Origin of the sequence: Flavobacterium sp. W21_SRS_FM3 (assembly GCF_052113625.1) — a bacterium.
Classification (GTDB): domain Bacteria; phylum Bacteroidota; class Bacteroidia; order Flavobacteriales; family Flavobacteriaceae; genus Flavobacterium.
Genome location: NZ_JBGQOD010000001.1, coordinates 665,421 through 678,395 on the forward strand (window position 1 = coordinate 665,421; position 12,975 = coordinate 678,395).

Sequence of the window (12,975 nt, forward strand, 5' to 3'; positions counted from 1 at the left end):
GAATTCAAAAAATAACCAAAACTTATAAACTGATAAATATTTAATAATATTGATTAAAAAATGATTATTTAGCAACGTTTTTTAAATAGGAGAAGTTTTATTGTTGGTAAAGCAATGTTTCTCCTATGTAATTATCGAAATTATATCATTATTATTTTAATTTACCTGTATTTTTATGTTTTATGTATTTTTTATATTAATTTTTTAAAGGATTAATTTTAAAATCGAAAACGTTTTCGGTACAACGAAAACGATGTAGTTGTTGATTTTCTTAAAATTTTCATAAATTTTAACTAAGTTTGATTTAAATAAAACAAAACCATTCAAACAATTTATTAACCAACTTATTTATTACGTATGAAAAATAGTCTACTCAAGGGCTTGATGGTGTTTCTAACGATGCTATGTACAAGTTTGATGCATTCACAAGATGTGTCGGGTACAGTATCTGACGCCAGCGGTCCACTTCCAGGGGCTTCGATATTAGTTAAAGGAACAACGATTGGAGCACAAACAGATATTGATGGAAAATACACCATTAGAAATGTGGGAGCAAATGCAGTATTAATTTTCACTTACATTGGTCTTAAACAACAAGAAGTAAATGTGGCTGGAAAAACTACTATAAATGTGGTATTGAAGGAAGATTCGGCTGAACTGCAAGAAGTAATCGTAATTGGTTACGGTACAGTAAAGAAGAAGGATGCAACAGGGGCTGTTGATCAAATTAGTTCCAAAGACTTTGATAATGTATCTGCTACTTCACCAGGAGAATTATTAAGAGGTAAAGTTTCAGGTGTACAAGTTACTGCTACAAGTGGTGAACCTGGAGCTGGGGTTTCTATCCGTATTAGAGGTAACTCATCTATCCGTTCTGGAAATGGACCTTTAATAGTTATTGATGGTGTGCCTATGGATGGAGGGAATGTTTCTTCTGATGGAGGAGATATTACTGATATTGGATCTTCATCTGCAAGAAATCCACTAAATTTCATTAATCAAAATGATATAGAAAGTATGAGTATCTTGAAAGATGCGTCATCAACAGCTATTTATGGTTCACGCGGAGCGAATGGAGTAATTATTATTACGACTAAAAAAGGAAAATCTGGTGTTCCTCAACTTTCATACAGTACCTCTGTTCAGTTTAGTAAAAGATCAGGCGATTTTAAATTATTAAGTCCTGATGAATTTGCTCTTGCAGCACCTGGACAAGATAAAGGATCAAGATCATATGACTGGGAGGATGCAATTTTGCAGAACGGATTCTCAACAAATCATGATTTATCATTTAGTAGCTCAACTGAATCGTCAAATACGAGGCTGTCATTTGGAGCTACTTCTACAGATGGAATTGTTAAAAATACAGGTATAGATAAATATACTGCATCATTTTATAATTCAAATGAGTTCTTTGATGGTATATTAAAAATTGAATCAAGACTGATGTATGCTGCGTTAAAAGATCAAACAACTTTAGTAACTAATAATGCTGGTTATATTGGTAGTTTAATCGGTAGTGCATTATATTGGAATCCTACATTACCAGTTTATCAACCGGATGGTTCTTACACTTTTGTAGGAGATGATTATTTAAATCCTGTAGAGCTTCTAAATGCTTATAAAGATTATACAAATACACAGAAATTAATTGCAAGTATTAACACTACAATTAAGCTTAGCAATACATTAAAGTACAATTTCTTATTTGGTATCGAGCAATCTAATTCAAGTAGAAAACGCCAATTTTTACCAACCCTAAAAATTAGGAGTGCCGCTCTTCATGCAGTTGATGACGTAAACGGTGGAGTAGATAAATATGGATATGCAAATATTTCTGATCTAGCAAAATTCAATAAAACGTTTGAGCATAATTTAACTTTTAATAAAGGTTTTAGTGATAATTTTAATTTGAATGCAATTTTAGGATTTTCATACTATGACTATAATTATGAAGGAAACAATTCTTCAGGAGTGGGTTACAGTATCAATCAAACAAATCTAATTGATAATATAGAAGGTGGTATCGCAGCCAAATTTCAAGCTTCATCAGCAAGAAATAAGGTAGAGCTACAGTCTTACTTTGCTAGAGCTGAAGCTACTTTGTACAAAAAACTAATTTTAAATGGAACTATTCGTAGGGACGGTTCTTCAAAATTAGGTTCTAATAATAAATATGATACTTTCTATGCTGGAGGTATTGCTTACAAATTAATTGAAAGTGAAGAAGGATTCTTAAATGACTTTAAAATTAGAGGTAATATTGGTAGAACTGGTAATCAGGAGTTTGCTCCAAACTCAGCTTTAGCGAAGCAATCTTATCAAGCTGGTGGGTCAAACAACGGTGCAGAGCAGATAAATCAAAATAAAGATTTGAAATGGGAAACTACTAAATCTTATGGTGTTGGTGTAGATTTTGAATTGTTAAACAATAGATTGACAGGATCATTAGATTATTTCCAAAGAGATACCAAAGATTTAATTTTTCCACTACGTCCAGCAGCTACTCAGCCAGGTCCAAACTCTAACAAATTTTTGAATTTAGAAGGAAATTTAATTAACAAAGGGCTTGAAGTTGCTTTAAATTATAAAGTAATAGATACCGATGATTTGCAGTGGAATGTATCTGCTAACGCTTCATTCTTAAGTAATGAACTTAAAGATTTTCCAGTAGATGTGAATGCAGGTGGAGTAAACGGACAAGGTCTGTCAGGAGCTTATGCAGAAGTTATCAAAAGCGGATACCCAATTTATACTTATTATATGTATGAATTTAAAGGTTATGATGCTTCAGGAAATTCCCTATATACTGATGCGGAAGGCAATGAAGTTGGTTTAGGATTAGCTTCTAGACATTATTTAGATAAACAACCTTTACCAAAAATGAATTTGGGTTTCTCGACAAATCTAGCTTATAAGAATCTTGATTTAACGGCTTCATTCTATGGCGCATTTGGACATTATATTTATAATAATACGGCAAATGCGTATTTCTTTAAAGGAGCTTTATTAGGGGGTAGAAATGTGACTCCTGATATTGCGACTTCAGCACAGGCACAAGCAGATCCAAATTCTCCGTCAACTAAATTTTTAGAAAAAGGTGATTTTTTACGTTTGGGTAATTTAACATTAGGATATACTGTTAAAGGAAGTGTAATAGAAAGATTGAAAATGAAATCAGCTCGTTTTTATGTAAATGCTGATAATTTGTTTGTAATTACGAATTATTCAGGGTTTGATCCAGAGGTTGATACTGATAAAACTTTAGGAGGTGTTCCTTCTGCGGGAATGGACTATTTATCTTATCCTAAATCTAAGAGTATATCTGTAGGACTTAACGTAACATTTTAATTGAAGAAAAATGAAAAAAAATAATATAATAAAAACCATCTTATTTTCTAGTACAGTACTCCTTGGAATGAGTTGTACTAATTTAGATGAGGAAATTTTAGACGGGTACAACGCTGATTCTGGTTCTGGAGGTACAGTAAACTCTACGGCTTTATTGCAATCAGCTATTGAAGGTTTGAGAAGGTTTCAAGAGCAAGGTGAGATGTTTACTATGGATGAAATGTCTACGGATGCACTTGTAGGACCAACTCGAGGTGGTGACTGGGATGATAATGCTAAATGGAGACAGTTTCATGTACATACTTGGGGGCCAGATAATACAGAAATTGTGGTTGCTTGGAATGATTTATTATCAAATGTTTATTCTTGTAATCAAGTGATTGAAAATAGTACTGATGCGAGCCAGGTTAGACAAGCAAGATTCCTTAGAGCATTTTACTATTATAATGTTATTGATCTATTTGGGCAAGTGCCTTATAGAGAGGCTGGTTCTAGTCTTGATAGTGATGCTAAAGTGTGGACTCGTGCTGAAGCTTCGACTTTTGTAATAAGTGAATTGGAGGCTATCGTAAGCACATTACCAGCTCGTACTGCGGGAGATCCAAGTATTATCAACAAGGATGCAGCTAATTTTCTATTAGCAAAAATGTACTTAAATAAAGGGGTTTTTAATGCATCAGATGTTGCAGGGCCTTATACTTTTGATGTTGCAGATATGAATAAAGTAGTTACTTACGTAAATGCTATAAGTAGTACATTAGCTCCGGATTATTGGGATAACTTTACTCCAACAAATAATACTTCACCTGAATTACTATTTACATCTAAAAATATTTTAGGAACAGGAGGGGGAATTCAATCTCGATGGAGAATGGGAATGCATTATAATCAAACACCAGGTGGTTGGAATGGTTTTGCTACTGTTGCGGAATATTACAATCGTTTTGATGCATCTGATAAACGTCGTAACAAAACGTCACCATCAATTATAGCAAACTTTGGTAATCCTATTGGTTTTCAAATTGGTCAGATGTATGCACCAGGAGGAGTTACACCTTTAAAAGATAGAAATGGTAACCCATTAGTGTTTACTCCTGCATTGACTCTTGTAATATCTGATGCTACTGCTATAGAAACTGCTGGAATTAGAACTCAGAAGTATGAGCCAGATCCAGCTAATCTAGATAATCCAGATAATGATTACGTTTTAATGCGTTACTCGGATGCATTATTAATGAAAGCGGAAGCAATTAAAAGAGGAGCTACAGGTAACGCGGATGCTATAATGACAGTTATTGCAACTAGAGCTGGAATTCCTGCTGTACCCGCTACTCTTGAAAGTATTTATGCTGAAAGAGGTAGAGAATTATGGTTTGAAGGATGGAGAAGAAATGACATGATTCGCTTTGGTAAATTTCTTGAAGCTAGAGAACTAAAGCCTGGAGTTTCAGATCCTAAATATTTAATATTTCCTATTCCTGCCGATGCTTTGTTTAATAAAAATATCAAGCAAAACCCAGGTTACTAAAAGATATTTACAATTTTATGTTTTGAGTTAGTTATAGAGAGGGTATTTATTACCCTCTTTATTTATTAACACATTTCGTTACTTTATTCAATGAATATTATATAAATTAGGCAAATCAATTCGCTACAACTGACCTAACCAAATACTTCTTATAACATGTTAAATCGTTACTTTTTCTTTTCGATTTTTATCCTTCTATTCGCTAATTGTTCTAAAGAAAACGCCGAAAATAAAGATGCTTTATTTTCTAAATTAGATGCTTCAACTACTGGAATTAACTTCAAAAATGAGGTGAAAAATGGAGCAGATATGAATGTTTTTAAATATAGAAACTTTTATAATGGAGGCGGAGTAGCAATTGCAGATATCAATAATGATGGATTATCAGATATTTATTTCACTTCTAACTTGGGTGCAAATAAGTTATATTTAAATAAGGGTAACTTTCAATTTGAAGATATTTCAAAAAAAGCGGGTGTAGAAGGTTCAAAAGCGTGGTCTACAGGCGTAGTCATGGTTGATATTAATGGGGATGGATTACTCGATATCTATGTTTGTAATGCAGGAAATAGTACAGGGGAAAATCAAAATAATGAACTCTTTATCAATAATGGAAATCTAAGTTTCACTGAAAAAGCAGAAGATTATAATCTAGCAGATACTGGAATTACTACTCATACCGCATTCTTTGATTATGATAAAGATGGCGATCTAGATGCTTATATTCTTAATAATAGTTTTATTCCTGTAAGCAGTCTTAACTATTCTAATAAAAGAGATTTACGTGACAAAGACTGGGATGTAGCTTCTATTTTAAAAGGAGGAGGCGATCGTTTACTCCGCAATGATAATGGTAAATTTGTTGATGTGAGTAAAGAAGCTGGTATCTATGGTAGTTTAATTGGTTTTGGTCTCGGGGTAACTGTAGGGGATGTTAATGGTGATTTATATCCGGATATTTATATTTCTAATGACTTTTACGAAAGAGATTATTTGTACATCAACAATAAAAACGGAACATTTAGTGAACAAATTCAAGATTGGGCTTCACATATTAGCCAGTCTTCAATGGGAGCAGATATGGCTGATGTTAATAATGACGGTAAGGCCGATGTATTTGTAACAGACATGTTGCCAGAAGAAGATGAGCGATTAAAAAACACAACTAGTTTTGAAAACTATGATTTGTTTATGAGAAAAATAAATCTCGATTTTTTCAATCAATACATGCAGAATACCTTGCAAGTTAATAATGGGAACAATCAATTTTCTGAAATTGCCCATTATGCTGGCGTTTCTAAAACTGATTGGAGTTGGGGCGCTTTGCTATTTGATATGGATAATGACGGATACAAAGACATCTATGTTTGTAACGGGATTTTTCACGATTTGACTAATCAAGATTTTGTAGATTTCTTCGCTAATGAATTTATGCAAAAGATGGTCGTAACGGGCAAAAAAGAACAAATTGAGACGATAATTAATCGCATGCCTAGTTCACCTATTCCTAATTATGCGTTTAAAAACAATAAGAATTTAACCTTCACTAACGAAGCTCAAAACTGGGGGTTAGATACTCCTAGTTTTTCAAATGGAGCTGCTTATGCTGATTTAGATAATGATGGGGATCTAGACTTAGTGGTGAACAATGTCAACATGGAAGCTTTTGTTTACCAAAATAATTCCGAAAAGAAGAAAGACAATCATTTTGTTAAAGTGAAACTTAAAGGAGAGAATCAAAATAGTTTTGCAGTAGGAAGTGTCGTTGAATTGTTTTCGGGAACTGAGATTTTGAGACAAGAATTAATTCCTTCCAGAGGTTTTCAATCTTCAATTGATTATGTAATGACATTCGGAATTGGGACAAAAAAAATTGATTCATTACAGGTTATTTGGCCTAATGGGAAATTTCAGACGATTAAAAATATTGTAAATAACAGTACACTTAATTTAAAAATCACTGATGCAAAATTGAATTATATCCCTAAGAATGAAAAGCTGAAGCCATTGTTTAAAGAACAAGTGAGTTCATTATTAGCTCATAAAGAGAATGATTATATTGATTTTGATTACGAAGGTTTAATTTCAAAAGAGTTGTCGCAAGAAGGGCCTTCGTTAGCTGTTGCTGATATAAATGGTGATGGAAATGATGACCTTTTTATTGGTGGGGCCAAAGGAGTTTCGGGAAAAATTTATTTGAATAAGGGAAATAATACTTATACAATCACTAATCAAAATGATTTAAATCTAGATGCTAGTTATGAAGATACAGCAGCCAGTTTTTTTGATGCTGACAATGATGGGGACATTGATTTATTAGTTGGTTCTGGAGGAAATGAAAAAGCAGATCAAAGTAATTATAAAAACCGCCTCTATTTAAATAATGGTAAAGGCCAATTTATTAAGAGTAAAACCACGATTCCTACTACAAATAATAATGTAGCTGTGATGGTTGCAAATGATTTTGACAATGATGGTGATATCGATGTGTTTATAGGCAGTCGGAGTGTTCCTGGTGTCTATGGCATTGATCCTAAACACCTACTTTTAGAAAACGATGGCAAAGGGAATTTTGCGAATAGCACGGATAAAAAAGCTTTCAAACTTAATGATGTAGGCATGATTACAGATGCGGTTTGGGAAGACATTGATAATGACTCGAAGAAAGATCTTATAATTGTAGGGGACTGGATGGCTCCAAAAATTTTCAAAAACACAGGACGTAGACTGGTAGAATATAAGTCGAATTTAACAGAATTATCAGGATTCTGGAATGCGGTAAGCTGTGTGGATTTAAATAATGACGGCAAAAAAGATTTGGTATTTGGTAATAAAGGGACGAATACGACGTATAAGGCGAGTGCTAAAAACCCAATGCGATTATTTGTAAATGATTTTGATAACAATGGTACTATTGAGCAAATTGCTACCCGTTCTATAAACGGCAAGGACATGCCTTTAAATCTAAAACAAGATGTGGCAAAACAAATTCCGTTAATAAAAAAGAAGAATCTTAGCTATGCTGATTATGCGAAGAAAACATTTCAAGAGTTGTTTTCGCCAGAGGTAACAAACAATTCGATTCAAAAAACAGCCACTACTCAAGAAAGTATTGTTGCCATAAATAAGGGTAATGGAACATTTGAAATTAAAACATTACCCAAAGAGGTGCAATTTTCCTGTGTCAATTCTATTTGTACTGCTGATATCAACAAAGATGGGATTTTAGATCTCATTTTGGGAGGAAATCAATATGAGTTTAAGCCACAGTTTTCTAGACTAGATTCTAGTTATGGCAGTGTTCTTTTAGGAAATAAAAACGGTGCTTATACTTGGGTTCCCTATGCACAGTCTGGATTTTATATGAAAGGAGAAGTCAAACACCTTGCTAAGATTAAAAATAAAGCAAAAGCATTTTCGATTATAGCCGTGATTAATGATAACACACCTAAAATATTTAATAGTAATGAATAATTTTTTTCGAATAGCACTGCTTTCTTTAGTAATTGTAAGTTGCTCTAAAAAAGAACATCATTTATTTGAAAAGCTAGATTCTAATCAAAGTAATATAACGTTCAGTAATCAATTACTTGAATCTAAAAATATTTCCATTCTAGATTACCTTTATTATTATAATGGAGGCGGAGTGTCATTAGGAGACATTAATAATGATGGTTTAGTGGATATTTACTTCACTTCAAATCAAGGAAAAAATAAATTATATTTAAATAAGGGAAAAAATAAATTTGAAGACATCAGTGTAAAAGCAGCTGTTGAGGGACAAAGTGATTGGAATGCAGGGACCGTTATGGCTGATGTAAATGGCGATGGCTATCTAGATATCTATGTATGTGCTGTTGTAGGAATCAATGGATTTGAAGGGCATAATGAGTTATTCATCAACAACAAGGATAATACGTTTACTGAGAGTGCGGCACAATATGGATTAGATTTAGATAATTACAGTTCTTCTGCGGCGTTTTTTGACTATGATTTAGATGGTGACCTAGACATGTATCTGTTAAATCATGCGGTGCACTCTGAAGAATCTTTTGGAAATGCTGAGGTTAGAAATAAGAGAAGTTATGAATGTGGTGATAAGCTTTTTCGTAATGACAATGGAAAATTTGTCGATGTAAGTGAACAAGCTGGAATTTTTGGGGGAGCAAATGGTTATGGATTAGGTTTAGCTGTTTCCGACTTTAATCTTGACGGTTATCCTGATATTTATGTAGGTAATGACTTCCATGAAGACGATTATTATTACCTAAACAATGGTGACGGTACTTTTACAGAGAGCTTGAAGCAACATTTTGGACATACCAGTCGGTTTTCAATGGGAGTGGATGTCGCAGATATCAATCACGATGGATTCCCTGATATTCTAACGTTAGACATGCTACCTGAGAATGAAAAGGTGCTGAAATCTTCATTGGGTGATGATAATGTTCAAATGTTGAAATTAAGGACAGAAAAGCTAGGTTATCATTATCAGTACACCAGAAACATGTTGCAGCTTAATAATGCTAGAAATAATTTTACCGAAACTGCTTTGCTAAATGGTATTGCAGCTACTGATTGGAGTTGGAGTGCTCTATTTGCAGATTATGATCAAGATGGAGAACAAGACCTTTTTGTGGGTAATGGTATTCCAAAGCGTCCCAATGACTTAGATTATGTAAAATATTATTCAAATGACCAAATCAAAAGTAAGATCACAGCAACCAAGTTATTAGACAAAGAAGCTTTGAATAAAATGCCAAAAGGTAATACAACTAACTATATTTTTCAAGGCTCAACTGATTTGCATTTCAAAAACAGATCTAAAGACTGGTTACAAAATGATTCCATTATTTCTAACGGTAGTGCATATGCTGATCTTGATAATGATGGCGACTTAGATATTATTACAAATAACCTCAATAGTATTGCATCAGTATATATCAATCATACTGATACCGCCTCTAATTATTTAAAATTGAAACTGCAATTTCAGGGGAAAAATAGTTTTGGGATAGGAACAAAAGTTATTTCTTATGTCAAAGGGAAAAGACAATTTAAGGAACTACAAACAACCAGGGGTTTTCAGTCTTCCTCAGAACCAATCGTACATTTTGGTTATGGAAAGAGTAATTTGGTTGATTCCTTAGTTGTGATTTGGCCAGACAAAACCTATCAAACTATAAAAAACATTAAGGTCAATCAAAGTCTGGTTGTTAAAGTTGCGAAGAACAGAAAATATTTTGATTATCGAAATTTACATCCTACGCGTTCTGCAGTTTTTAAAAAGATTCCAAACAATTTAGGAATTGATTTTGTACATCAGGAAAATGAGTATGTTGATTTTATCTTCCAAAAAATGATACCCTATCAACGGTCTGATCGTGGACCAGCAACAGCAGTTGGAGATTTAAATAACGACGGTAAGGAGGATGTTTTCTTTGGCGGAGCCAAAAATAAAAAAGCAGCATTTTTTATTCAAAATGCTAACGGATTTATTAAAAAAGCTTTCCCAGCAATTGAGAGCGACTCCATCTATGAGGATGGCTCAGCAGTTATTGGAGATTTTAATAATGATAAATTAAATGATTTGTTTGTCGTTTCAGGCGGAGGAGAAAATGCTTCAAACTTGCAAGATCGCCTGTACTTTATGCAAAACAAAGAATTTGTAAAATCTAATTTAATAGAGTTAACTCAAAATGCAGCGGTAATCAAAATGTTTGATTATGACAATGATGGAGATTTAGATGTGTTTGTAGGAAATAATTCAGTTAATAATCGTTTTGGCAGCATGCCCGACTGCTATTTGTTAAACAATATAAACGGGATCTTTAGTATTGTTCAAAACAAAACATTCTCAGCTGTTGGGATGGTAACTGATGCTGTTTTTTCAGACTTTAATAAAGACGGTGTGACCGATTTAATTGTAATAGGAGAGTGGATGAAACCTACGTTTTTTGCTAATCTAAATGGCAAATTTAAGAATGTAACACCAACAGTTCTCCCAGAGGCAAGCAATGGTTTATGGCAATCTATTATTCCCTTTGATATTGACAATGACGGTGATATAGACTACATTGTTGGGAATTGGGGGTTGAATTCCAAGTTCAAAGCGTCTCAAAAGTTTCCTATGAAAATGTATTATGATGATTTTGATAAAAATGGTTCTTATGAAACCATTGTCGCGATAGAAAAAAATGGGCGTTATTATACCACACTTGGTCTAGATGATTTAGCCGAACAATTTAGCGGTATGATCAAGAAGAAATTCAAAAGTTACAGGATGTTTGCTGGAAAAACAGTTGAAGAGGTTTTTAGTCCAAAAATGCTTTCAGATGCAAAACATTTTGAAGTTCATAATTTAAAATCAGGTTATCTTAAAAATCAAAATGGCAAATTTACTTTTGTAGCTTTTTCGAATGAATTACAAGTAGCGCCAATCACTAGTTTTGTGAAGTCAAATTTTGATTCTGACACTAAAGAGTCCGTTTTTGCAGCCGGGAACTATTTTGGGGTTTCGCCTTATCACAGTCGGTTTGATGGTTTTTCAGGAGCCTTAATAAAAGATTTTAAAAATATTGTCATGGGTAATACGATAGGGATAGACTTGTCTCAAAAAGCAGTTATGCATCTAGACATGATTAATAGTAAGGGTAAAAAGTATTTACTAGTAACCATAAACAACAGTAAGGCTGAGGTATATGAACTTCCGATGATAAAGTAGGGAGCACAATCGCAATAGTATGTTTTAATTTAAATAAAAAGAAAAATGAGATTAAAAAAATATTTTATAGTCGCTGTTGGGGCTTTGTTTATATCCTGTGAAAAAGATAAATCTATTGAAGTTACTACTGACGAATACCATGCCGCTATAGAAAATGTGACTGAAATTATGATTCACGATATTTTTTCTCCACCAGTTGCTAGTAGGATTTTTGTTTACCCTAACATTGCTGCTTATGAGGTAATTGCTCAAAGTAATAGTGGGTATTTGACGCTCGAAAAACAGCTAAACGGGTTAGGGACCACTCCTAAGTTAGATCCCAAAAGCCGCGTAAATGTTGAGGTGGCTGCATTAGTAGCTCACATGGAGGTAAGTAAGCAACTGGTTTTTTCAGAAGAATTAGTAGAGAAATTTAGAGATAGCCTTTATCATAAATGGGAAGAGACAAATGAAAAAGAATTTGAGGTTTCAAAAGAATATGGTCTCAAAGTAGCAGAACATATTAAGAAATGGATGGATAAAGACAATTATAAGCAAACGAGAACGATGTCAAAATTTTCTGTTTTGTCAAATGTTGCAGGAAGATGGCAACCTACTCCTCCAGCCTATATGGATGCCATAGAGCCGCATTGGGCCGAAATTAGAACCTTAGTATTAGATTCGGCTTCTCAATTTAAACCAGTTCCTGCACTTGCTTTTTCATTGGATAGAAAATCTCCTTTTTTTAAGGAAGTTCAAGAAGTGTATGATATTAGTATGGATATGAGAAAAAAAGGAGATGGCTGTGATGAGGTTAAAATGGCTCAGTTTTGGGATTGTAATCCATATGTTTCCGTGAGCCAAGGTCATATGATGTTTGCTAAAAAGAAAATAACCCCAGGCGCGCATTGGATGGGAATAACTAAAATAGCTTGTAAAAAATCTAATGCAGATTTTGAGAAAACCGTCTTCGTTTACACTAAAACTTCAATAGGTATGTTTGAAGCTTTCATCAGCTGTTGGGATGAGAAGTTTAGAAGTAATGTCATAAGACCAGAAACGGTGATTAATCAAGAAATCGATGAAAACTGGAAGCCAGCTTTGCAAACTCCTCCGTTTCCTGAATATACTAGTGGCCATTCCGTAGTTTCAACTGTTTGTGCCTCTATTTTAACCTCTGTGTTTGGTGATAACTTTGCTTTTGTAGATAATTCAGAATTGCCATTTGGTTTGCCTAACAGGTCTTTTAAGTCATTTAAAGCTGCTTCTAAAGAAGCTGCGATGAGTCGTTTTTATGGAGGAATACACTATAGAGCAGCTATTGAGAACGGAATGGATCAAGGAAATGAAATTGCGAGTTTTGTAATCACTAAATTAAAAATGACCAAATAAA

The 12,975-nt window shown here is 33.6% G+C and carries 5 protein-coding genes; all 5 read left to right on the top strand.

Annotated elements, in window-relative coordinates; all coding sequences use genetic code 11:
* Positions 1-357: 357 nt before the first annotated feature.
* The 5 genes from ACEN2K_RS03000 to ACEN2K_RS03020 all read left to right on the top strand — a co-directional run bounded on the left by ACEN2K_RS03000 (position 358) and on the right by ACEN2K_RS03020 (position 12,974).
* The gene (locus ACEN2K_RS03000; protein WP_441757823.1) at positions 358-3,351 is read left to right on the top strand and encodes a SusC/RagA family TonB-linked outer membrane protein; all 2,994 of its coding nucleotides are present in this window, start codon (positions 358-360) and stop codon (positions 3,349-3,351) included.
* A gap of 10 nt (positions 3,352-3,361) precedes the next feature.
* Positions 3,362-4,879: a RagB/SusD family nutrient uptake outer membrane protein gene (locus tag ACEN2K_RS03005; RefSeq protein WP_441757824.1), complete on the top strand. Its 1,518-nt coding sequence runs from the start codon at positions 3,362-3,364 to the stop codon at positions 4,877-4,879.
* A 156-nt stretch (positions 4,880-5,035) separates the two neighbouring features.
* The gene (locus ACEN2K_RS03010) at positions 5,036-8,353 is read left to right on the top strand and encodes a VCBS repeat-containing protein (protein WP_441757825.1); all 3,318 of its coding nucleotides are present in this window, start codon (positions 5,036-5,038) and stop codon (positions 8,351-8,353) included.
* Entirely contained in the window at positions 8,346-11,603 is a 3,258-nt protein-coding gene (locus ACEN2K_RS03015; protein ID WP_441757826.1) for a VCBS repeat-containing protein, read from the top strand. The genes ACEN2K_RS03010 and ACEN2K_RS03015 overlap by 8 nt, the downstream gene beginning before the upstream one ends.
* Positions 11,604-11,648: 45 nt before the next feature.
* Positions 11,649-12,974 carry a vanadium-dependent haloperoxidase gene (locus ACEN2K_RS03020; RefSeq protein WP_441757827.1) on the top strand — a complete coding sequence of 442 codons (1,326 nt, stop codon included), beginning with the start codon at positions 11,649-11,651 and terminating at the stop codon, positions 12,972-12,974.
* Position 12,975 lies beyond the last annotated feature (1 nt).

Bases quoted from the DNA above. Each gene is read 5' to 3' on its own strand.
- ACEN2K_RS03020 (WP_441757827.1), top strand. From the start codon at position 11,649: ATGAGATTAAAAAAATATTTTATAGTCGCTGTTGGGGCTTTGTTTATA.
- ACEN2K_RS03005 (WP_441757824.1), top strand. From the start codon at position 3,362: ATGAAAAAAAATAATATAATAAAAACCATCTTATTTTCTAGTACAGTA.
- ACEN2K_RS03000 (WP_441757823.1), top strand. From the start codon at position 358: ATGAAAAATAGTCTACTCAAGGGCTTGATGGTGTTTCTAACGATGCTA.
- ACEN2K_RS03015 (WP_441757826.1), top strand. From the start codon at position 8,346: ATGAATAATTTTTTTCGAATAGCACTGCTTTCTTTAGTAATTGTAAGT.
- ACEN2K_RS03010 (WP_441757825.1), top strand. From the start codon at position 5,036: ATGTTAAATCGTTACTTTTTCTTTTCGATTTTTATCCTTCTATTCGCT.